Genomic DNA, 21908 nt, shown 5'->3' on the forward strand with positions numbered 1-21908 from the left:
CCCACATTTGATTCTGCGGTGCAGCTTGCTTCGGGTTACTGCTGCGCGATGCTGTAACCCTCAAACGCCGTCTGCTGCTGCAATGCAGTAATCACGCTCTTGCGGCTCAGCGGCTGTTCAGCGCCTGCGTTATCCACAAAGCTCTCCACCTCCAGCTCCGCTTCATCGCCTTCACCCACAAAGCTGAAACCCAGGAATTCGAACGCCTCGCGGTCGACGTTCAGCTTCGAACGCGGCGTGCGCAGCGGCAGGGTGACGCTGATGCCATCCTTGCTGATCACAAACACTTCGGCTTCTTTCTTCGGCCGTGATGCCTTGCTCTTGCCGGCGCTCGGGTTGCTGATGGCCTGGTGGCTCTGGTTCAGCACTTTCAATGCCAGGCCGTAGACCAACTCCTGGAACTCGGGGTCGTCCTTGAAGCAGGACAGAATGCGGCTGATCGAAAACTGGCTGCTCAAGTTTTCCAGCGCAGCGTTATCGGCGGCTTCGGCGTCCTTGAGTTGCTTGAGCTGGCCCATCAGGTCGTAGGCCTTGTCGTCGTCAAAAGCATCGTGGGCCTGACGGATGGCCACGCGCAGTTCGCGGATCTGATCGCTTTCCTTGGACGTGTGAAAAGCGTCCAGCACCATCTCGCTGATGATCTTGGCCGCTGGCAGATGCTGTGAAAGATTGATGGCGTTTTCGTACTCGGCTTTGGAAGGCAAGGCGACTACGGATTCTTCGGGGGCGGATTTTTCGGTGTAAGAATCGGACATTGAAATTTCACTACTTCAGTAAACGAGGACAAAAAAGCGTCGGGCATTTTCAGGGGGGAGGGAGGTCAGGTCAAGGCAGCACAATGCCCTCAGGTTCTGCTGATCCATATCAACAGGCGCCTTGGGGACACTCGCTACAACAACGCTGGGACTTAGCCCGCCCCAGCGATTCGCCTGATGACGCATAAAAACAATTGCAGACCTGACCATGCCGGCTGTGTCCAGAGCCCCCGCCGCGCCGCCCGCCGACCTGTTCACCCGCCATGGTGGCCTGGGTTACATGCAGTTCTGCAGCGACTGCCATCTCAACGCCGGCACGGTGGAAACCGGTCGATGCGCGTGATTAATCCAACTGCTTGAGGCAGGCTTCGAGCATAGTCAGGCCTTCCTCCAGCACCGCGGGCTCGATGGTCAGCGGTGCCAGCAGGCGGATGATATGCCGCGACTTGCCGCTGGGCATCAGCAACAAACCGGCGTCCCGCGCCAGGCCGAGCAACTGGGTGAGCTGTTTCGGCGCGGGTGTGCCGTCAGCGTTGGTCAGTTCGATGCCGCGCATGGAGCCCACGCCGGTCAGGCGGCCGAGGTAAGGTGTCAGGCCGTGTGCGCGCCAGGTTTGATAACGGCTGACGATGGCTTCTTCCTGTTGTGAGCCCCAGGCGCTCAGGTGTTCATCGGTCATGGCGTCGAGGGTGGCCAATGCTGCCGCGCACGCAATGGGGTTGCCGGAATAGGTGCCGCCCAGGCCACCTTTGGGCAGGTTGTCCATCAGCGCCTTGCGCCCTACGACTGCGCCCAGCGGCACACCGCCAGCGATGCTTTTACCCAGCAGGATCAAGTCGGGCTCGATTCCCAGGCGCGAGAAAGCAAAACGCTCGCCGGTACGGCCAAAGCCCGATTGGATTTCATCGGCAATCAGCAGAATGTTGTTCTCGTTGCAAAAGCGTCGCAGCGCCTGGGCGAATTCGATATCCAGCGCGAGAAACCCGCCTTCGCCTTGCACCGGCTCGATGATGAAACAGGCCACATCGCTGACGTCGATTTCCACGCTGAACAGGCGGTCCATGGCTTTCAGCGCCTCGGCGCAAGTCACGCCATTATCGGCGCTAGGGTAGGGCAGGTGATACACAGGCCCCGGTAGTACACCGACCTTCTGCTTATAGGGCGCCACCTTACCGTTGAGGTTGAGCGTGGCCAGGGTACGGCCGTGGAAGGCGCCGTCAAACGCGATCACTGCCGTGCGGCCGGTGGCGCCGCGCACGATCTTCAGCGCATTTTCCGCCGCTTCCGCGCCGCTGTTGGTGAGCATGCCGCTGATCGGGTAGTCCACAGGGATAAATGCGGTAAGACGATCCATCAGCTCGACGTAGGGCGCGTGAGGTGCGGCATTAAACGCATAGTGGGTCAGCCTGGTCGCCTGGTCGCGAATCGCGTCGACCACACCGGGATGGCAGTGGCCGAGGTTGAGCACACCAATGCCGCCGACAAAATCGATATAGCGTTTGCCCGAGGTGTCCCAGACCTCAGCGTTTTTACCGTGGCTGAGGCTGATGGGGTGAACGATGGAAATCGACTGGCTAATGGTTTCGTGGCTCATGAATCGGGGACTCGGCAGTGGCGGGCGTGTTTTTATCTAAGCCGGGCGCCCGCCCTTGTCGCAAACGAAATAAAGTCGCCGGGTCATGACTGAAAGTCGGGATGTGCGCCGACATAGTCCACCATCCAATTGAGGAAGGCTTTCACTTTGGGAATCTCGCCGGCATGTTCGGCGTGGGCGATGAAGTGCGCGCCGCTGCTGGGCATCGCATAGTCCCAGGGAATCATCAGGCTGCCCTGTGCGAGTTCATCAGCCACCAGATACTGCGGCACCAACGCCACGCCATAGCCCGATTGTGCCGCGCGGATGCACATGTAGAACGTGTCGAAGCGCGGGCCGTGGTAGCTGTTCTGCGAGTGCAGGCCCTGTTCCAGGAACCATTCGTGCCAGGCTTCCGGGCGCGAGGTGCATTGCAGCAACGTGTGGCGCGACGATGCATGGCTGCCTTCGGCGACGAAACCTGGTGCGCACACCGGCACCACTGCCTCACGGAAAAGCTCAATGCAGGTCGCCCCCGGCCACGAGCCCTGGCCGAAGAAAAACGCGATATCGGCCTTGGCTTGCAACACGTCGAAAGGCTCCAGCTCGTTGCGCACATCCAGGTGGATGTTTGGATGTAGCGCTGCAAAGTCCTTGAGCTTGGGCACCAGCCAGCGGTCGCCGAAGGTTGGCTGGGTGGCGATGCGCAGCACTTCGGTCTCGCCGCCGTAGGTGAGGATATAGCGGCTGGAGATGTCCACCTGGGTGAGGATCTTATGCACTTCGGCCAGGTACAACGACCCGGCCGGCGACAGGTACAAACGCTGGCGCACCCGTTCGAACAAGTTGTGGCAAAGCATCTCTTCCAGCTGCGCCACCTGTTTGCTCACCGCACTTTGGGTCAGGTGCAGCTCTTCGGCAGCGCGAGTGAAACTCAAATGGCGAGCGGCAGCTTCGAAGCATTGCAGGGCTGTCATCGAAGGGGTCAAACGTTTAGAAATCATGCACTTCATTCCAAATCGGAAGGAGCCTTTGCCTAAAGGTCGTTTGTGGCAGTAGCGCAAAGCCGTTGATACTGCCCGGCAGCACTATAAACCGGCGCGGGCTGTGGGGCGCCGAATAATAAGGAATGACAGGGAGAGCCTTGCATGAACCCATTCAAAACCACCTTGGCCGCTATCGGGGCAACCGCCGTGCTGGGCCTGGCGAGCACCGCCGAGGCAGGCACGACACTGGACGCCATCCAGAAAAAAGGCTTTATCCAATGCGGCGTCAGTGACGGGCTGCCGGGCTTTGGCGTACCGGACAGCAAGGGCAAGATGACCGGTATCGATGTGGACGTGTGCCACGCGGTGGCGGCGGCAGTTTTCGGCGATGCGTCGAAAGTGAAGTTCACCCAGTTGACCGCCAAGGAACGTTTCACTGCGTTGCAGTCCGGTGAAATCGACCTGATTTCGCGCAACACCACCTGGACCAGCTCCCGTGATTCGGGCATGGGCTTGGTCTTCACCGGCGTGACTTATTACGACGGTATCGGCTTCCTGGTGAACAACAAGCTGGGCGTCACCGCTGCCAAGCAACTGGACGGCGCCACCGTGTGCATCCAAGCCGGCACCACGACTGAGTTGAACGTCTCGGACTACTTCCGCACCCACGGCATGAAGTACACGCCGATCACCTTCGACACGGCCGACGAAAGCGCCAAGGGGCTGGAAGCCGGGCGTTGCGACGTGCTGACCACCGATCAGTCGGGCCTGTACGCCCAGCGCATCAAGATGGCCCAGCCAGACGAGTTCGTGGTGTTGCCGGAAGTGATCTCCAAGGAACCGCTGGGGCCGTTGGTGCGCAAGGGTGATGACGAATGGTTCAGCATCGTTAAATGGACCTTGTTCGCGATGCTCAATGCCGAGGAAATGGGCATCACCTCGCAGAACGTCGAAGAGCAGGCCAAGACCACCAAGAACCCGGATGTCGCGCGATTACTGGGGGCGGACGGCGAATACGGCAAGGACCTGAAGCTGCGCAAGGATTGGGTGGTGCAGATCGTCAAGCAGGTGGGCAACTACGGCGAAGTGTTCGAGCGCAACATCGGCCAGGGCAGCGTGCTGAAGATCAAGCGCGGGCTTAATGCGCTGTGGAACAACGGCGGTATCCAGTACGCGCCGCCGGTTCGCTGACACGCCGGGGTGTTATTCGGACACCCCATCCTTCCCCGCTGCCTTGGCGCGATACAGCCTGGTCGGCGCGCACCATCAGGGCGGCGGGGGGCTCATCCGTTTGACGCTCGGCCACACCCAGGCTCAGGGTGACCTTGAAGTCGTCCCTGTGCGGGCTGTTCTTCAACTTCAGACGGATATTCGCCGCCATTGTTTTTGCGATCTCCAACGAGGTTTTGGGCAGGATCAGCACAAACTCATCGCCACCCCATCGGGCTAACAGGTCATCAGGGCGGATACAGCGTTGCAGGCATTCAGCCACCTGCACCAGCGTCTGATCGCCCACACCGTGACCGCATCGGTCATTGATCGACTTGAAGTCGTCGATATCCATCGCAATCAGTGCCAGTGGCAGGCGAAAGCGCTGAGCGCGGTCGCACTCTTGCAGCAGCACTTTTTCCAGACGGTAGCGATTGGCGACGAGGGTCAGGGCGTCCCGTTCGGCCAGGAAGCGATTTTCATCCAACTGCAGTTGCAACTGTTGATTGACCCGTGACAGCTCGCGGGTGCGTTCGGCCACCAGTGCTTCAAGGGATTGGTTGCGCCGTTCCAGCTGTTCGACTGAGCTTTTGCGCAGGTCTATATCGCGGTGGGCACCCACCATACGCGCCACCGAGCCGTCAGCATTGCGCGCAATCACGTAGCCGCGGTCTTCAATCCACAGGTAGCTGCCATCTTTTTTGCGGCAACGGTATTCGGCTTGGTAGTGGGGCGCGCGGCGGTGGATGTAGTCGTCAAACAGCTTCATCACCTGGGAGTAGTCGTCTGGGTGTATCACGTTTTCCCACGTGAACACGTTGTTCTCCAGCGCGTGGCGGTGATAGCCCAGCATTTCGTACCAGCCTGGGTTGCGGTAGACGAACCCGGTGTTGGCGTTCCAATCCCAGATCCCGTCGCTGACCAGTTCCAGAACGGTGTGCAGCATGTCGGCGTTGAAGTGAGAGAAATCTTGCTCTAACGGATTATTGCCGGAGATATTGGTCATCTGCGCATTCCTTGCCTGGGCAGGCGCATAAGGCCTGCCGATGTTTACGCCGATACTCCGTGGCTGGCGCTACTGTACAACGGGACTGGAGGCCTTTGAATAGGGCAGATGTGCGGCTTACGATTGATGGCTATTGGCTATTTATTCGGCGCCACCATCCTTGTCTGCGCCCGCCCATCCGCGTTGTGCTGGTAAATCGCCTCAGGCCGGCCCAGCTCATTGAAAAACACCTGGCCAATGCCCGCCGAATTCCACAGCCGCTCGCCGGCTTCGGCATGCTCCGGAATATGCGGCACCACCTGCATGGTGCGTCGGCGCGTGAACCAATTGAGGGGCGAACGCGGCGAGTAGAGCCAACGGTTGAGGCGATCGAACCACTCCAGTAAGCGTGGTGGGAATTCGTTCTTGATACCGCTGCTGGTGATCTGCCAGATCCTGGGACCAGCATTGCGATAACGAATCAGTACTTCGTAAACAAACGAGTAGTGCACGTCACCGGAGAGGATCACGTAGTTACCCGGCGTGCGCGAGTGGCGGAAGATATTGAGGATCACCTGGGCAGCGCCGCGATGGGCCATCCAGTTTTCCGCATCGACGAGCAAGGGGTAGCCGCACCAGCTGAAGACTTTCTGTAAGGTCTCGATCAGCTTGACGCCAAAGATTGGCGCGGGCGAGACGATGATGGCCGAGGGGTGGTCCAGCAGTTCCTGTTGCAGTTCGCTCAAGGCTTCCCAGTCCAGCAGGCCGGAGGGTTGCTTGAGGGTGAACTCGCTGCGCCAGCGGCGCGTGCGAGTATCGAGCACCACCAGGGCAGGGGTGGTGGGCAGTACGTAGTGCCAGCGTTGAAATTTCAGCAGTGCCTCGAGCAGTTCATCCTGTGCAGTGGCGTCCAGATGGTTGGCGTGCGGCTGAGCAGTGAGCGCTTGGGTCTGGTTGATCAGTTCGCCAAATACATCCGGTTGGTTGCCCCAACCTTGGCACAGCAGGTAGGCCAACAGCGCGTTGCCGATGATGCGCTTGGAAAAGGGGTGGCCGTACGCAGTCTCTTCCCATTGGGCGCTGAGGTTCCAGTCATCGGTGATGTCGTGATCATCAAAGATCATCAGGGTGGACAGGTGAGCGAAGACCCGCGCGACGCCTGGCAGGCCATCGCGGAATCGTTCTATCTGGACCTGTTCACGGGCGTAACGCTGCTGTCGTTCTGCATTGAGCTGCGGAGGTTGAGGCGCGATCAGCGTCCAGGGCGTCGGCGACCACACCAGCAAATACATCGCGATGACTTCGGCGAAGGTCACCAGGTGATTGTCGGCAGTGCTGCTGGTAAAGATCGGCTTTTTCACGCCCCCGAAGAAGCGTTCGCGCAGGGTTTCGTTGCTGTCCAGCGCCGGCAGCAAGTCGGCGCGATGGTAATAGCTGGCGCTGTGTCCATAGAGGCTGGCGCTGTCATCTACCACCGCGCCCTCCAGGTATTCATCGAACAAACCCAGACGTGCAATCAAGGCATGTATCGCCCGTAGCATCGGCCCAGCTACATCGTCGGCGTAGACTTGGTCGCCGCTCATCATCAGCAGCGCCGGGCGGTCGGCCGGGCTTTGGGCATCGGCCAGCAGGCGGTCGACACACAGCAGACCCTCGTCGGCGCTGTGATGGGGTTTGCGGCATGAGCCGTGTACCAACTGATGGATGCGGCTGTGCAAAACGAAACTTGGGAGGCAGGCGTTGGCGTACAGCAGGTGCGGTGCCCAGTCGGCGATGCCGGTGTTGTCGAACGACAGGTCGTAGCTGATCGCCACGTCCAGGGGCAGCGCGTCGTCCAGCGTCACATCGATCAGGTGGATAAAGGCATTGCGCCCCACGCGTACGACCTGGCATTGGTCTGGCGAGATAACCCGTGTTTGTGCAGGCAACGTCAGCGTCAATTCCAGTGCGCGACTCCCCACCAACCACAACACCAGGCGCCGTGGTTCGAGGCGTCGCAGCAGTGGGCCAGCCAGTACGGCGGGCAGTGTGTCGGTGTTCGGCATGCAGATGAGGTTTCCAGGATGGTTTGAACCGGCAAGGTTAATCCAGTGAATGTCATGGTTTTGTTAAGGAAGAGTACGAAGGGCCGTGCACTGCCCTTCGTATGCAGCGGTTAGAGCAATCGGCCTTGGCCGAGGCTGTCCAGTCCACTGCCGCTTCTGCGGCGACCGTTGTTCGTCGTACGATTAGGGTCGGCGGCGTTCAGGTCTGTTGCATCAGTGCTGCGCTTCCTGCGCTGGGGCTCTGCATCATCCTGCTGCAGGGGGGGGAATTGAACGCTGCCCAGTGTGTGATTGATAGCGCTAAGCATGGATGTTTCCTTCTATTGAGTAGTGGCTTACTTCGCCTGTTGGGGCGAAGTGAGGCCAACCTTATAGGGGACGAAACGGGTCAGCTATAAACGCGCTGCTGCAAGATATGACCAGGGGGGTTGGCGCTTTCAGACGTCATCTGAGGGGCTGTTCGTGCAATTCTCTAGCCCAGGAGATGTAGCGCCTTGCTTGCGCTTTCGCACAAACGCCACGGGATTTCCCGCCACCACGAGGGTTGGAGGCGGGGGGTATTGCCTGTTTAAAACGTGGCAAGCAAGGGGCACTCAGGTGTGCGAATCGTCAATCACCTTCGGCACCGTGAAACGGAATTCACTGCCCCGACCCACTTCACTCTCTGCAACGATCTTGCCGCCATGGGCTTGGACAATACCTTGCGTAATGTACAGCCCCAGCCCGCTGCCGGTCGGGTTGTTTTCTGTTTGGGTCCAGTAGCGATCGAACACGTGTGGCAGTTGTTCCGGTGCAATACCTTCGCCGGAATCGCGCACCGAGAACACGATTTCTTCGCCACTGCTCATGGCGCTGATACCGATGTTGCCTTGGCGCGGGGTGAATTTGATGGCGTTGCCAATCAAGTTCGACAACACCTGGAACAGACGCTCCGGGTCGGCGTTGATCTGCAGGCCCGGCTCGGCGTTGAACGACAGGTCGATGCCTTTCTCCATTGCCAGGGGGGCCAGCAACGAGTAGGCCTCATCGAACATCTGGCTCACATCCAGGCTCACCGGTCGCACCACGTAACGCCCAGCCTCGATTTTTGAGGTGTCGAGCAAGTCCTCCAGCAGCACATTCATGCGTCCGGCGGCCTGTTGCATGGTGTCGATGGCCGAGGAAATCCGCCGCGAAGTGTGGGGGCCATCGGAGCTGAAGGCTTGCTGCATCATGCCGCACAGCATGGAGATCACTGTCATCGGGTTGCGCAGGTCGTGGGACACCACCGCCACCAGCTCATCGCGGGCGCGCACGGCTTGTTGTTCGCGCAGCACCTGGCGGGCCAGGTCGTTTTCGAGAGCCGAGCGGCGCAGATCGTTGGCAGCAAAGCGGTCGCCATGGCTCCACTTGGTGGAGATGCCAGCCATTTCCACCTTCCAGATTTCAAACGAAGTGCGTGGGCGAAGTCGCAAGCCTGAGTCGGAGTTTTCCAGGTCCAGCGGTTTTCTCGGGTCGCCGCTCCAGTTGATGTTCTCTTTGACTTCCGGGCGGAACCACAGCACGCCGTTATCCACAGGCTTGGGCAGACTCATTGCCAGCACACCACTGGCCACCTGCTGGAACTCGGCCGCCGGCGGGTACACCGACGACAGTTTATGGCTGGAGAACACCGGCTCGCCGCCCTCTTGCAGCCACTTGTGCAAGGCACGGATCTGCGCCGGTTCCGGGCAGTTGCCGTAACGGTGCAGTTGCTTGTCTTCGATGATCGCCACGCCGCCGGACAGCGTCAGGTCCATCAGCAGCTGACCCTGCTGTGCCAGGCCGTCGAACACGTTCTCTTCCGAGCGCTTCATCGCTTGATCCAGCAAAGCCAGGGCCTCGACTTTCTCTTCACGCTGGCGGCTCAGGTCCAGGGCTTCCATGGCGCTGATCTGCAACGACAGCACCTGGCCGATGGTCTGGCAGGCCGTACGCAGGTCGTTGGGCACCAGCAACGGTTCACGGTTGCCGCAACTGATCAGGCCCCACAGCGTGTCGCCCTTCATCAGCGAGATGCTCATGGACGACAACACGCCCATGTTCTGCATGTACTGGCAATGAATCGGCGACACGCTGCGCAGGGTAGCGAAGCTCAAATCCAGTGGCTGGCCAGTGTCTGGGCGCAGCTTGGGCAGCAGTGGCACGGGCTCGTAGGCCGCATTTGGGATGATGCGTAGCCAATTGGTGCGATACAGCTCGCGCGCTTGCTCGGGGATGTCGGATGCGGGGAAGAACAGCCCGTTGAACAGCTCCATGGACGGTGCCGACGCTTCGGCAATCACCTGGCCATGACCTTCGTCTTCGAAGCGGTAGATGAGCACACGGTCGTAACCGGTCATGGCTTGGATTTCGTTCACGCTGATTTCGTACAGCGCTTGCAGGGTTTTCGCCGACTGCAAACGCTGCAGCATTTTGCCCAAGTCACTGGTGCGCCCCTTCAGCGCCCGGGGGCGGAAATCTTTGAGCAGCGGTTCGAATTCGAGCACCAGCACATTCTGATGGCGATGCAGCAGGCCTTCGAATTCCGCGCCGTTAAACGTGACGTGCAAAGGTGGCGCATCGAAGAACGTATTGTGATCGGCCATGACGGCAACCGCCTTGGCGTGTTCGGCGCCTACCAGCGTGTGCAGCGGCTGGCCCAGCAGCGCCTCGGGAGCATGGCCGAACAGGCTGCCGACGTTGGCACTGACCTGGATGATGTTCAGGTCCGGCTCCGACAACGTCAGCAGCACACCGTGGGGTTGGATCGCTCCGGGAAAGCGGATGGGCTCGTCGGCACAGTTGGCAAGCAGCTCTTCAAAGTCTTCGGGTTTCACAGCAGTACCTCCTGGCTGTCGAGCCATTGCTCAAAGCAGCTGAATGTTGAACGGGCAGCGTTCACCGCGCTCTGTCTGGCCGGCGCGTCCAGTGGTTGGTCGCCGAGGTAGTCGAGAAAGTCTTTCCAGCGCCGACCGGTTTCGACGCCGTAGATATTGAGGAACGCACCGCCGTTGTGGGCATTCACGTTCAGGCGCTGGGTCATTTCCCGACGCAGCACTTGGCCGCCCAGCGTCGCGCCTTCCAAGACATAAAGGGCGCCAAGGCAAGCGGCGGGGGTATCAAGGATTGGGAGTTCGAGACAGCGCGGCAGGGTGCTGACAGCTTGGTCATCCAAACCCAAGGCAGCGAGGTCGCAGACGAGCGTCGGTGTTTTCACACGCAAGACTGCGTCGTATCCATCAGGAATCAAGCCACTTTCGTACAGTGCTGATTCCAACGGCCGATAAAAACCGTAATACGCCTGGAGCAAGCGCTGATACCAATCGGCATCCAGGCCCTCGGAGAAAAACGGCAGGCGCTTTTCCAATGCCACGTGCAACAGGGCCGTGCCTGTGCGCAACGCTTCCAGCAAAGAGGGCGCACCAACGTCATGGGCCTGTGAATGCATTCAGTAAGCTCGAACTGTGGGCCTCTCGGCCATGAATGACGCGTGGAAATGGGCGGCGATTCTACACATCTCAAAGCCTTATTCTATACGCACAAGGCGAGAAGGCTGACCGACGGATCAGAAAAGTCGCTCCTTGCATCATTAATGACCACAGAGCATTGCGCGAAGTTCGGCTTCAGTGATATCGCGACGCTATCAATGCAGGGAAAGACCCTGTTGATTCAGCGCCGTCTGCACACACTCAATCAAATGACCGGTACTCCACGGCTTGGGCAGGAACCGCACCGACGCCCCCAATTGCGAGGCCAGCTTGCTATTGCCGGACGTCAACACCACCGGCACCGTGGGCCAGCGATGCGCGACCACCTTGCTCAAGTCATAGCCGTTAAGCAGACCTGGCATCTGAATATCGCTGACAATCAAGTCCACGGGCTCATCGCCCTGTTCCAGGTAAATCATTCCTTCATCTGCAGAAGGAAACGATGTCACCACTGCGCCGAATTCTTCCAGCACATCCACCATCAACGCCCGAATGATTTCGTCGTCTTCCAACACCAAAATCGATGGCTGAGCCATGATTCTTACTCCACCATCAGGGTTCATACAGGTGGAGTAGAACTCGTCTGGATAGGTTCGATTGGATGTGTTCGAGGCGATGGGTGGTCATAACAATGTCGTTGCAGGATACTGCGCCACCTCAACGACATCGCGCGGTATTCTGCGTGGACCAAAAAACCATGATCTGGATGGGCATGCGCTCTTAACGCTATCGCAAAAGGAATTGTATGTTTGCCCATAACCCCTTGGTTCCAGAACTCATAGTGACCAACCTCGGCAACAGTCTGGATTTTTGGGTTGAACAGCTGGGTTTTTCCCTCGCTTACCAGCGCGTCGAAGACGGTTTCGCTTACCTCGATCTGGAGGGCGCGCAAATCATGCTGGAGCAATACGATCCCGACGCGGGGCAATGGCTGACCGCACCATTGGACCAACCCTTCGGGCGCGGTATCAATCTGCAAATCGACGTACCCGGCGTTACCCCCATCCTGCAACGCTTGGCCTCTATTGGCTGGCCGCTGTTCAAGGGGGTTGAAGATGCCTGGTATCGTGCCGGCGACGTAGAGGCGGGGCAGCGGCAGTTCATCGTGCAAGACCCGGACGGTTACCTGGTGCGCTTGGTTGAACGGTTGGGGGAAAGGTCGTTTATACCGGCATAATTGCTCCGGCTTTCGTCGCAGCAACGCTTGAAATGGAGTCTCCGTGAAGTACCGTACTTTGATCACCCTCGCCCTGGTATTCACCGCGGGCCCTGCCTTCGCGGCCGGCGACGCCGAGGCGGGCGGCAAGCTATTCACTAAGACCTGCGGCGGCTGCCACAGCATCGGCGAAGGTGCGCGTGGTGGGTTCGGGCCGCAGCTCAATGGCATCATCGGCAGGCCTGCTGGGACCACCGCGGACTATCAGTATTCCGATGCGATGAAAAACTCCGGTGTGGTCTGGACCCGGGACAAGCTCGCCGCTTACATCGAAGCACCGAAGAAGGTAGTGAGTGGCACGCGGATGATCTTCTGGGGCATCAGCGATCAAGAGAAGATAGACAACATTCTGGCGTACCTTGAGACCTTTCAGCCCAAGTGACTGTTGCGCCGGGAAGGACCTGAGAGCGTGATATTTCCAGCGCTCTCCGCCAGGGTCTTCATCGTTCGCGCTGACTTCGCCGAAGTACCAATGCCCTGACTCGAAGACGATTCCTTCTTCGTTCTCGTGAGTGAAGTGAAAGCCAGCGTCGTGGAAGTCTGGCGGAATGACCAACCCCCATTCACAAGCCAGGCTTCGGTCGGTGATTCTGGTGTGTTTCGCTTTGCACCTGTTGAGCCGCGTAGGCAGTAAAAAGACCCTGGGACGCCAAGGTCTTTTTTTGCCTGTTGATCAGGTCAGAAGATGCCGGGAAATGAGCCGGGAGATTTCGACGATCGAGGTCTTGCCGGTGAATTCAAACCTCACCTTCCCCAACGACGAAAAGTAGATTTCCAACTCGGAATCCAGATCAAACGTCCCGGACGTCTCCACTGAATACGCCACGATGTTCTTGTACGGCAGCGATGTGAAATCCTTCTTGCTACCCGTTATCCCCTGCACATTCACCGCAATAATCCGCTTGGTGGTAAACACCACCCCATCACGCATGGCCTTGTACGCATCCACCACTTCTTCACCGTCCAGCAGCAGGTCGGCGACGCGTTCGGCGTATTCGTTGTTCTGCTTGAGTTTGAAAAAGCCTTTGTTGCTGAAGTCGATCATGGGCCTGCCTCCTGGGTGTATGCCGTTTTGCTCGCGGATCTGTATCTAACGCGGGCATTTTGAACGCCCTACCATGGCGGCCAACCTTACAACCTTGGCCAGATGTTTCAAAAAACGGAGCCCGACCATGCCTGAACTGTCCAACTGGCTGGCTTATGCGCTGATCTCCCTCGGCATGGTGCTGACGCCCGGCCCAAACATGATTTACCTCATTTCCCGCTCGATCTGCCAGGGCCGCACTGCCGGGTATGTGTCCCTGGGCGGTGTAGCGTTGGGGTTTCTGGTTTATATGCTCTGCGCGGCGTTGGGAATCACCGCTTTGGTGATGGCGGTGCCGTTTGCCTATGACGCACTGCGCTTCGGCGGGGCGTTGTACCTGGCGTACATGGCTTGGCAGGCAATTCGGCCGGGTGGGCGTTCACCGTTCCAGGTGCGGGACCTGCCCAAGGACACCCCGCGCAAGCTGTTCACCATGGGCTTGGTGACCAATTTGCTGAACCCCAAGGTGGCGGTGATGTATTTGTCGTTGTTGCCGCAGTTCATCGACCCGAATGGCCACGGCAGTGTGTTGGCGCAATCGCTGGTGCTGGGCTTCACGCAGATTTTGATCAGCGTGAGCGTTAACGCAGTGATTGCCACGATGGCGGGTTCCATCGCAGTGTTTTTCGTCACCCGGCCGGGATGGCAGGTGGTGCAGCGTTGGTTGATGGGGTCGGTACTGATGGGGTTGGCGGTGCGGATGGCGGTGGAGGGGCGGCGCTAAGTCGTTCCTTATAGGATGGCTTTCAGATAATCCTTGAGGGCGCCGAGCGGGGCATTGAGTTCATCCAGTGTCGACGCTTGGTGCGCGTCCACCGCAAGCCGATGCAGCTCGCGCCCCATTACAGTGCCGGCGCCGCCCAGGGCGTCGAGCGCCAGCGTCAGGCATTCATCGAGCTTCGACTGAATCCCCACCAGATCCCCCTGCCGCACCAACAACCCAAACACCTCGCGGTCATACCTCTCCATCACCGGATCATCCCGTAGAACCGGGCTGCCGCCGTCAGTCTCGTGCACCAGCTTCAGTGCAAAAAGCGCCACCGCTTCCAGCGTCAATTCCATGCTCTCGGTTCCTCGGCGTCTTTGGGGATGGTGGGGGGAGGGCGATGATCCCTGTTCTTTGGCGGAAAAAAAGACCTGGTGCGACACGTCATCTGCTGCTGTGTGGTCGTTTTTGCGCGTTGGAGTAGGGCTGTTGGGGGCAATTCTTATGCGCAGGGCTTAGGACGCCTCTACTTCCCGAGCGTGTCGCCGTACGCTTTAAGCGTGGACAGCCTGTATTCGATCCACCACGGCTGGACACAACGCTGGCTGGCCAGAACGCTCGGTAATCTCAGTGATGCTGCTCGGAGGGGGTCTTCGGTAAGGAAAAAGAATTTCAATGCAGGGGTTGACCCCGTATTTTAATGCTGTACTATTCGCCTCCCGCTAACGAGCAGTTCGATACTGAATCTGGCTCAGGTAGTTGATTTTATTAGTAAAATCATAAGCCTTAGGGGTGTTTTTCTTGAGAGATGTGCTGTAGAGTGCACGCCTCGGTTGAGACGAAAGATCTTAACCAACCGCTCTTTAACAACTGAATCAAGCAATTCGTGTGGGTGCTTGTGGAGTCAGACTGATAGTCAACAAGATTATCAGCATCACAAGTTACTCCGCGAGAAATCAAAGATGTAACCAACGATTGCTGAGCCAAGTTTAGGGTTTCTTAAAAACCCAAAGATGTTTGAACTGAAGAGTTTGATCATGGCTCAGATTGAACGCTGGCGGCAGGCCTAACACATGCAAGTCGAGCGGTAGAGAGAAGCTTGCTTCTCTTGAGAGCGGCGGACGGGTGAGTAATGCCTAGGAATCTGCCTGGTAGTGGGGGATAACGTTCGGAAACGAACGCTAATACCGCATACGTCCTACGGGAGAAAGCAGGGGACCTTCGGGCCTTGCGCTATCAGATGAGCCTAGGTCGGATTAGCTAGTTGGTGAGGTAATGGCTCACCAAGGCGACGATCCGTAACTGGTCTGAGAGGATGATCAGTCACACTGGAACTGAGACACGGTCCAGACTCCTACGGGAGGCAGCAGTGGGGAATATTGGACAATGGGCGAAAGCCTGATCCAGCCATGCCGCGTGTGTGAAGAAGGTCTTCGGATTGTAAAGCACTTTAAGTTGGGAGGAAGGGCAGTTACCTAATACGTGATTGTTTTGACGTTACCGACAGAATAAGCACCGGCTAACTCTGTGCCAGCAGCCGCGGTAATACAGAGGGTGCAAGCGTTAATCGGAATTACTGGGCGTAAAGCGCGCGTAGGTGGTTTGTTAAGTTGGATGTGAAATCCCCGGGCTCAACCTGGGAACTGCATTCAAAACTGACTGACTAGAGTATGGTAGAGGGTGGTGGAATTTCCTGTGTAGCGGTGAAATGCGTAGATATAGGAAGGAACACCAGTGGCGAAGGCGACCACCTGGACTAATACTGACACTGAGGTGCGAAAGCGTGGGGAGCAAACAGGATTAGATACCCTGGTAGTCCACGCCGTAAACGATGTCAACTAGCCGTTGGAAGCCTTGAGCTTTTAGTGGCGCAGCTAACGCATTAAGTTGACCGCCTGGGGAGTACGGCCGCAAGGTTAAAACTCAAATGAATTGACGGGGGCCCGCACAAGCGGTGGAGCATGTGGTTTAATTCGAAGCAACGCGAAGAACCTTACCAGGCCTTGACATCCAATGAACTTTCTAGAGATAGATTGGTGCCTTCGGGAACATTGAGACAGGTGCTGCATGGCTGTCGTCAGCTCGTGTCGTGAGATGTTGGGTTAAGTCCCGTAACGAGCGCAACCCTTGTCCTTAGTTACCAGCACGTAATGGTGGGCACTCTAAGGAGACTGCCGGTGACAAACCGGAGGAAGGTGGGGATGACGTCAAGTCATCATGGCCCTTACGGCCTGGGCTACACACGTGCTACAATGGTCGGTACAGAGGGTTGCCAAGCCGCGAGGTGGAGCTAATCCCATAAAACCGATCGTAGTCCGGATCGCAGTCTGCAACTCGACTGCGTGAAGTCGGAATCGCTAGTAATCGCGAATCAGAATGTCGCGGTGAATACGTTCCCGGGCCTTGTACACACCGCCCGTCACACCATGGGAGTGGGTTGCACCAGAAGTAGCTAGTCTAACCTTCGGGGGGACGGTTACCACGGTGTGATTCATGACTGGGGTGAAGTCGTAACAAGGTAGCCGTAGGGGAACCTGCGGCTGGATCACCTCCTTAATCGACGACATCAGCTGCTCCATAAGTTCCCACACGAATTGCTTGATTCATTGAAGAAGACGAGAGATCCACCTTGCAGGTGATCTGTTTCGTTAGAGTTTAGAAATGAATATTCCAGTGTGAATGTTGATTTCTAGTCTTTGATTAGATCGTTCTTTAAAAATTTGGGTATGTGATAGAAAGATAGACTGAACGTTACTTTCACTGGTAACGGATCAGGCTAAGGTAAAATTTGTGAGTTCTCTTAGTTGAGAAATTCGAATTTTCGGCGAATGTTGTCTTCACAGTATAACCAGATTGCTTGGGGTTATATGGTCAAGTGAAGAAGCGCATACGGTGGATGCCTTGGCAGTCAGAGGCGATGAAAGACGTGGTAGCCTGCGAAAAGCTTCGGGGAGTCGGCAAACAGACTTTGATCCGGAGATGTCTGAATGGGGGAACCCAGCCATCATAAGATGGTTATCTTGTACTGAATACATAGGTGCAAGAGGCGAACCAGGGGAACTGAAACATCTAAGTACCCTGAGGAAAAGAAATCAACCGAGATTCCCTTAGTAGTGGCGAGCGAACGGGGACTAGCCCTTAAGTGGCTTTGAGATTAGCGGAACGCTCTGGAAAGTGCGGCCATAGTGGGTGATAGCCCTGTACGCGAAAATCTCTTAGTCATGAAATCGAGTAGGACGGAGCACGAGAAACTTTGTCTGAATATGGGGGGACCATCCTCCAAGGCTAAATACTACTGACTGACCGATAGTGAACTAGTACCGTGAGGGAAAGGCGAAAAGAACCCCGGAGAGGGGAGTGAAATAGATCCTGAAACCGTATGCGTACAAGCAGTGGGAGCCTACTTTGTTAGGTGACTGCGTACCTTTTGTATAATGGGTCAGCGACTTATTTTCAGTGGCGAGCTTAACCGAATAGGGGAGGCGTAGCGAAAGCGAGTCTTAATAGGGCGTCTAGTCGCTGGGAATAGACCCGAAACCGGGCGATCTATCCATGGGCAGGTTGAAGGTTGGGTAACACTAACTGGAGGACCGAACCGACTACCGTTGAAAAGTTAGCGGATGACCTGTGGATCGGAGTGAAAGGCTAATCAAGCTCGGAGATAGCTGGTTCTCCTCGAAAGCTATTTAGGTAGCGCCTCATGTATCACTGTAGGGGGTAGAGCACTGTTTCGGCTAGGGGGTCATCCCGACTTACCAAACCGATGCAAACTCCGAATACCTACAAGTGCCGAGCATGGGAGACACACGGCGGGTGCTAACGTCCGTCGTGAAAAGGGAAACAACCCAGACCGTCAGCTAAGGTCCCAAAGTTATGGTTAAGTGGGAAACGATGTGGGAAGGCTTAGACAGCTAGGAGGTTGGCTTAGAAGCAGCCACCCTTTAAAGAAAGCGTAATAGCTCACTAGTCGAGTCGGCCTGCGCGGAAGATGTAACGGGGCTCAAACCATACACCGAAGCTACGGGTATCACGTAAGTGATGCGGTAGAGGAGCGTTCTGTAAGCCTGTGAAGGTGAGTTGAGAAGCTTGCTGGAGGTATCAGAAGTGCGAATGCTGACATGAGTAACGACAATGGGTGTGAAAAACACCCACGCCGAAAGACCAAGGTTTCCTGCGCAACGTTAATCGACGCAGGGTTAGTCGGTCCCTAAGGCGAGGCTGAAAAGCGTAGTCGATGGAAAACAGGTTAATATTCCTGTACTTCTGGTTATTGCGATGGAGGGACGGAGAAGGCTAGGCCAGCTTGGCGTTGGTTGTCCAAGTTTAAGGTGGTAGGCTGAGATCTTAGGTAAATCCGGGATCTTAAGGCCGAGAGCTGATGACGAGCTAACTTTTAGTTAGCGAAGTGGTTGATGCCATGCTTCCAAGAAAAGCTTCTAAGCTTCAGGTAACCAGGAACCGTACCCCAAACCGACACAGGTGGTTGGGTAGAGAATACCAAGGCGCTTGAGAGAACTCGGGTGAAGGAACTAGGCAAAATGGCACCGTAACTTCGGGAGAAGGTGCGCCGGTGAGGGTGAAGGACTTGCTCCGTAAGCTCATGCCGGTCGAAGATACCAGGCCGCTGCGACTGTTTATTAAAAACACAGCACTCTGCAAACACGAAAGTGGACGTATAGGGTGTGACGCCTGCCCGGTGCCGGAAGGTTAATTGATGGGGTTAGCTAACGCGAAGCTCTTGATCGAAGCCCCGGTAAACGGCGGCCGTAACTATAACGGTCCTAAGGTAGCGAAATTCCTTGTCGGGTAAGTTCCGACCTGCACGAATGGCGTAACGATGGCGGCGCTGTCTCCACCCGAGACTCAGTGAAATTGAAATCGCTGTGAAGATGCAGTGTATCCGCGGCTAGACGGAAAGACCCCGTGAACCTTTACTATAGCTTTGCACTGGACTTTGAATTTGCTTGTGTAGGATAGGTGGGAGGCTTTGAAGCGTGGACGCCAGTTCGCGTGGAGCCATCCTTGAAATACCACCCTGGCAACTTTGAGGTTCTAACTCAGGTCCGTTATCCGGATCGAGGACAGTGTATGGTGGGTAGTTTGACTGGGGCGGTCTCCTCCTAAAGAGTAACGGAGGAGTACGAAGGTGCGCTCAGACCGGTCGGAAATCGGTCGTAGAGTATAAAGGCAAAAGCGCGCTTGACTGCGAGACAGACACGTCGAGCAGGTACGAAAGTAGGTCTTAGTGATCCGGTGGTTCTGTATGGAAGGGCCATCGCTCAACGGATAAAAGGTACTCCGGGGATAACAGGCTGATACCGCCCAAGAGTTCATATCGACGGCGGTGTTTGGCACCTCGATGTCGGCTCATCACATCCTGGGGCTGAAGCCGGTCCCAAGGGTATGGCTGTTCGCCATTTAAAGTGGTACGCGAGCTGGGTTTAGAACGTCGTGAGACAGTTCGGTCCCTATCTGCCGTGGACGTTTGAGATTTGAGAGGGGCTGCTCCTAGTACGAGAGGACCGGAGTGGACGAACCTCTGGTGTTCCGGTTGTCACGCCAGTGGCATTGCCGGGTAGCTATGTTCGGAATAGATAACCGCTGAAAGCATCTAAGCGGGAAACTAGCCTCAAGATGAGATCTCACTGGAACCTTGAGTTCCCTGAAGGGCCGTCGAAGACTACGACGTTGATAGGTTGGGTGTGTAAGCGCTGTGAGGCGTTGAGCTAACCAATACTAATTGCCCGTGAGGCTTGACCATATAACACCCAAGCAATTTGACTACTCTAACGAGCATCAGATTGCGGTGTGTGAAGATGATACGAACCGAAAGTTCGATATCTCACAAAACACCGATCTGTCACATACCCAATTTGCTGAAGTGAGGCCATTAGGTCACGACTCAGTACCCGAATTTCTTGACGACCATAGAGCATTGGAACCACCTGATCCCATCCCGAACTCAGCAGTGAAACGATGCATCGCCGATGGTAGTGTGGGGTTTCCCCATGTGAGAGTAGGTCATCGTCAAGATTAAATTCCGAAACCCCATCTGCGAAAGCAGATGGGGTTTTGTTTTGGGCGGTCGAAAACGACCTGGAAGATCTGGTAGTCATCCGGATTCAGGCCATGCGCGAGAGCCTTGAGCGGCTTGGGCGATTTAAGCCTGATCGTTCGCGCGAACGAATTCTTGGTGGGGTCGACGCTAACAGCGCACGCCACATAGAGAAAGTATCCTTCACCTGGAGCGCCCCTCTGTGCCAACGTTTCATCGGTGTGAACCCCGCGCTGGGTCAGCGCCGTTTCGCGCTGCGCGTCGATCGGTGCCTGAAGCTGCGCACCTTTCTGACACGCCCGCTGCGTCAGTGCTGAGCGCGGTTTGGACATTCTGGTAGTGGCCTCGAATGCATTCGGCCGCTGAGCGCTCTCCAGTGCCTGTCAGAGGCTTGTGAGCGCGCGATGAGTGGTAGGGCGAATTGTGCTGGTCAGGCGTGTCGCAGGCGCGCCTGGAGGAGGTGCTTGAAGCACTGAGTCGCTCTCAAAAGAATGACTGTGCGAGTCATGCACTTTTCTATGGGCGAAAAAAAAGACCTTGAATTTCAAGGTCTTTTTTTAAGATGGTGCCCCGAGGGAGACTCGAACTCCCACTCCTTTCGAAAACGGATTTTGAATCCGCCGCGTCTACCAATTCCGCCATCAGGGCTCAATGGCGGCGAAGTATAGAGATGAGATTACCGTTGGTCAATCACGTTTCATGGTCAATTTTCACTATTTCCGCTAAACTTCCCGGCCCTGCTAGACGAACCCCATCATGCGCGTTGCTGACTTTACTTTTGAACTCCCTGATTCGCTGATCGCTCGCCATCCTTTGGCGGAGCGTCGCGCCAGTCGACTGCTGACCCTGGACGGGGTGAGTGGTGCCCTCGCACACCGTCAATTCACTGATTTGCTTGAGCATTTGCGCCCTGGCGATCTGATGGTATTCAACAATACCCGGGTGATTCCGGCGCGGCTGTTTGGCCAGAAAGCGTCCGGCGGCAAGCTGGAAATTCTGGTGGAGCGGGTACTGGACAGTCATCGCGTACTGGCCCATGTGCGCTCCAGCAAGTCGCCGAAACCGGGTTCCTCAATCCTGATCGATGGCGGTGGCGAAGCCGAGATGGTGGCGCGCCACGACGCGTTGTTCGAGCTCAGGTTTGCCGAAGAAGTATTGCCGCTGCTGGAGCGCGTCGGCCATATGCCGTTGCCTCCTTATATAGATCGTCCCGACGAAGATTCGGACCGCGAGCGCTATCAGACGGTGTACTCCCAACGCCTCGGCGCTGTTGCCGCACCGACCGCGGGCCTGCATTTCGATCAGCCGCTGCTGGATGCGATTGCTGCCAAAGGCGTCGAAACCGCCTATGTGACCCTGCACGTGGGGGCCGGCACGTTTCAGCCGGTGCGTGTGGATAACATCGAAGACCACCATATGCACAGCGAGTGGTTGGAAGTCAGCCAGGACGTCGTGGACGCTGTTGCGGCGTGCAAGGCGCGTGGCGGGCGAGTCGTGGCGGTAGGGACCACCAGCGTCCGCTCGTTGGAAAGTGCAGCCCGTGATGGCGTACTCAAGCCGTTCAGTGGCGACACCGATATCTTTATCTACCCAGGCCGGCCATTCCATGTGGTCGATTGCCTGGTGACTAACTTCCATTTGCCGGAATCCACACTGTTGATGCTGGTGTCGGCATTTGCCGGTTACCCGGAAACCATGGCCGCTTATCAAGCCGCCATCGCCAACGAGTACCGTTTTTTCAGCTACGGTGATGCGATGTTTATCACCCGTAATCCGGCGCCACGCGGCCCAGAGGAATAACTATGA

At 56.9% G+C, this 21908-nt stretch carries 16 protein-coding genes, 1 tRNA gene, 3 rRNA genes and 1 pseudogene; 9 read left to right on the top strand and 12 right to left on the bottom strand.

What is annotated here, in order from left to right; all coding sequences use genetic code 11:
• Positions 1-35: 35 nt before the first annotated feature.
• Positions 36-755 carry a hypothetical protein gene (locus AB4O08_RS17445; protein ID WP_010206432.1) on the bottom strand — a complete coding sequence of 240 codons (720 nt, stop codon included), beginning with the start codon at positions 753-755 and terminating at the stop codon, positions 36-38.
• A 208-nt stretch (positions 756-963) separates the two neighbouring features.
• Between AB4O08_RS17445 and AB4O08_RS17450 the strand changes: the two genes are divergently transcribed.
• Positions 964-1098 carry a hypothetical protein gene (locus AB4O08_RS17450; protein ID WP_305469465.1) on the top strand — a complete coding sequence of 45 codons (135 nt, stop codon included), beginning with the start codon at positions 964-966 and terminating at the stop codon, positions 1096-1098.
• Here AB4O08_RS17450 and AB4O08_RS17455 read toward each other — a convergent pair whose 3' ends face one another.
• Positions 1099-2349, bottom strand: coding sequence for a 2-aminoadipate transaminase (locus AB4O08_RS17455; protein ID WP_044287847.1), 1251 nt, complete (start codon positions 2347-2349; stop codon positions 1099-1101). It lies immediately after the preceding gene.
• Between the two features lie 83 nt (positions 2350-2432).
• A complete protein-coding gene (locus tag AB4O08_RS17460) occupies positions 2433-3332 on the bottom strand; it encodes a LysR substrate-binding domain-containing protein (RefSeq protein WP_010206430.1) in 900 nt (299 codons plus the stop codon).
• Between the two features lie 144 nt (positions 3333-3476).
• Between AB4O08_RS17460 and AB4O08_RS17465 the strand changes: the two genes are divergently transcribed.
• Positions 3477-4505, top strand: a complete 1029-nt coding sequence (locus AB4O08_RS17465) for an amino acid ABC transporter substrate-binding protein (RefSeq protein ID WP_010206426.1) — start codon at positions 3477-3479, stop codon at positions 4503-4505.
• A 12-nt stretch (positions 4506-4517) separates the two neighbouring features.
• On the opposite strand, the pseudogene AB4O08_RS17470 reads toward AB4O08_RS17465, so the two are convergent.
• From AB4O08_RS17470 to AB4O08_RS17490, 5 genes and pseudogenes are all read right to left on the bottom strand, one after another.
• A pseudogene (locus AB4O08_RS17470) lies at positions 4518-5529 on the bottom strand (sensor domain-containing diguanylate cyclase).
• Between the two features lie 137 nt (positions 5530-5666).
• Positions 5667-7553: an alkaline phosphatase D family protein gene (locus AB4O08_RS17475; RefSeq protein WP_154974792.1), complete on the bottom strand. Its 1887-nt coding sequence runs from the start codon at positions 7551-7553 to the stop codon at positions 5667-5669.
• A gap of 593 nt (positions 7554-8146) precedes the next feature.
• Positions 8147-10390 carry an ATP-binding protein gene (locus tag AB4O08_RS17480; RefSeq protein WP_010206421.1) on the bottom strand — a complete coding sequence of 748 codons (2244 nt, stop codon included), beginning with the start codon at positions 10388-10390 and terminating at the stop codon, positions 8147-8149.
• Entirely contained in the window at positions 10387-11001 is a 615-nt protein-coding gene (locus AB4O08_RS17485) for a biliverdin-producing heme oxygenase (RefSeq protein WP_010206418.1), read from the bottom strand. Before AB4O08_RS17485 ends, AB4O08_RS17480 begins: the two co-directional genes overlap by 4 nt.
• 195 nt (positions 11002-11196) lie before the next feature.
• Positions 11197-11577, bottom strand: a complete 381-nt coding sequence (locus AB4O08_RS17490) for a response regulator (protein WP_010206417.1) — start codon at positions 11575-11577, stop codon at positions 11197-11199.
• A 209-nt stretch (positions 11578-11786) separates the two neighbouring features.
• Between AB4O08_RS17490 and AB4O08_RS17495 the strand changes: the two genes are divergently transcribed.
• Positions 11787-12218 (top strand): bleomycin resistance protein, encoded by a 432-nt coding sequence (locus AB4O08_RS17495; RefSeq protein ID WP_460114245.1) that lies wholly within the window; start codon positions 11787-11789, stop codon positions 12216-12218.
• A gap of 43 nt (positions 12219-12261) precedes the next feature.
• Positions 12262-12639, top strand: a complete 378-nt coding sequence (locus AB4O08_RS17500) for a c-type cytochrome (protein ID WP_010206414.1) — start codon at positions 12262-12264, stop codon at positions 12637-12639.
• A gap of 291 nt (positions 12640-12930) precedes the next feature.
• On the opposite strand, the gene AB4O08_RS17505 is transcribed toward AB4O08_RS17500, so the two are convergent.
• Complete coding sequence (locus AB4O08_RS17505) at positions 12931-13302, bottom strand: PH domain-containing protein (protein WP_010206413.1); 372 nt, start codon at positions 13300-13302, stop codon at positions 12931-12933.
• Between the two features lie 127 nt (positions 13303-13429).
• On the opposite strand from AB4O08_RS17505, the gene AB4O08_RS17510 reads away from it, so the two are divergent.
• Positions 13430-14065: a LysE family translocator gene (locus AB4O08_RS17510; protein WP_047543873.1), complete on the top strand. Its 636-nt coding sequence runs from the start codon at positions 13430-13432 to the stop codon at positions 14063-14065.
• 8 nt (positions 14066-14073) lie between these two features.
• Here AB4O08_RS17510 and AB4O08_RS17515 read toward each other — a convergent pair whose 3' ends face one another.
• The gene (locus tag AB4O08_RS17515) at positions 14074-14403 is read right to left on the bottom strand and encodes a hypothetical protein (protein WP_010206410.1); all 330 of its coding nucleotides are present in this window, start codon (positions 14401-14403) and stop codon (positions 14074-14076) included.
• A 663-nt stretch (positions 14404-15066) separates the two neighbouring features.
• On the opposite strand from AB4O08_RS17515, the gene AB4O08_RS17520 reads away from it, so the two are divergent.
• From AB4O08_RS17520 to rrf, 3 genes are all read left to right on the top strand, one after another.
• Positions 15067-16603, top strand: a 16S ribosomal RNA gene (locus tag AB4O08_RS17520).
• Between the two features lie 313 nt (positions 16604-16916).
• A 23S ribosomal RNA gene (locus tag AB4O08_RS17525) occupies positions 16917-19808 on the top strand.
• 156 nt (positions 19809-19964) lie between these two features.
• Positions 19965-20080, top strand: a 5S ribosomal RNA gene (rrf, locus tag AB4O08_RS17530).
• The 16S, 23S and 5S rRNA genes sit together here, the layout of an rRNA operon.
• Here rrf and AB4O08_RS17535 read toward each other — a convergent pair.
• On the bottom strand, positions 20081-20434 hold the full coding sequence (locus AB4O08_RS17535; protein WP_047542901.1) for a hypothetical protein: 354 nt from the start codon (positions 20432-20434) through the stop codon (positions 20081-20083).
• Positions 20435-20665: 231 nt separating this feature from the next.
• Positions 20666-20750: transfer RNA gene (locus tag AB4O08_RS17540), tRNA-Leu, on the bottom strand.
• A 108-nt stretch (positions 20751-20858) separates the two neighbouring features.
• Between AB4O08_RS17540 and queA the strand changes: the two genes are divergently transcribed.
• Complete coding sequence (gene queA, locus AB4O08_RS17545) at positions 20859-21902, top strand: tRNA preQ1(34) S-adenosylmethionine ribosyltransferase-isomerase QueA (RefSeq protein WP_010207886.1); 1044 nt, start codon at positions 20859-20861, stop codon at positions 21900-21902.
• Positions 21903-21908 lie beyond the last annotated feature (6 nt).

Source organism: Pseudomonas sp. H3_E07, assembly GCF_054668895.1.

What these genes read in the sequence shown, in the direction of transcription:
- AB4O08_RS17505 (WP_010206413.1), bottom strand. Translation starts at nt 13,302, where the DNA reads ATGATCGACTTCAGCAACAAAGGCTTTTTCAAACTCAAGCAGAACAAC.
- AB4O08_RS17490 (WP_010206417.1), bottom strand. Translation starts at nt 11,577, where the DNA reads ATGGCTCAGCCATCGATTTTGGTGTTGGAAGACGACGAAATCATTCGG.
- AB4O08_RS17465 (WP_010206426.1), top strand. Translation starts at nt 3,477, where the DNA reads ATGAACCCATTCAAAACCACCTTGGCCGCTATCGGGGCAACCGCCGTG.
- AB4O08_RS17450 (WP_305469465.1), top strand. Translation starts at nt 964, where the DNA reads ATGCCGGCTGTGTCCAGAGCCCCCGCCGCGCCGCCCGCCGACCTGTTC.
- AB4O08_RS17510 (WP_047543873.1), top strand. Translation starts at nt 13,430, where the DNA reads ATGCCTGAACTGTCCAACTGGCTGGCTTATGCGCTGATCTCCCTCGGC.
- queA (WP_010207886.1), top strand. Translation starts at nt 20,859, where the DNA reads ATGCGCGTTGCTGACTTTACTTTTGAACTCCCTGATTCGCTGATCGCT.
- AB4O08_RS17460 (WP_010206430.1), bottom strand. Translation starts at nt 3,332, where the DNA reads ATGATTTCTAAACGTTTGACCCCTTCGATGACAGCCCTGCAATGCTTC.
- AB4O08_RS17515 (WP_010206410.1), bottom strand. Translation starts at nt 14,403, where the DNA reads ATGGAATTGACGCTGGAAGCGGTGGCGCTTTTTGCACTGAAGCTGGTG.
- AB4O08_RS17455 (WP_044287847.1), bottom strand. Translation starts at nt 2,349, where the DNA reads ATGAGCCACGAAACCATTAGCCAGTCGATTTCCATCGTTCACCCCATC.
- AB4O08_RS17485 (WP_010206418.1), bottom strand. Translation starts at nt 11,001, where the DNA reads ATGCATTCACAGGCCCATGACGTTGGTGCGCCCTCTTTGCTGGAAGCG.
- AB4O08_RS17495 (WP_460114245.1), top strand. Translation starts at nt 11,787, where the DNA reads ATGTTTGCCCATAACCCCTTGGTTCCAGAACTCATAGTGACCAACCTC.
- AB4O08_RS17445 (WP_010206432.1), bottom strand. Translation starts at nt 755, where the DNA reads ATGTCCGATTCTTACACCGAAAAATCCGCCCCCGAAGAATCCGTAGTC.
- AB4O08_RS17535 (WP_047542901.1), bottom strand. Translation starts at nt 20,434, where the DNA reads ATGTCCAAACCGCGCTCAGCACTGACGCAGCGGGCGTGTCAGAAAGGT.
- AB4O08_RS17475 (WP_154974792.1), bottom strand. Translation starts at nt 7,553, where the DNA reads ATGCCGAACACCGACACACTGCCCGCCGTACTGGCTGGCCCACTGCTG.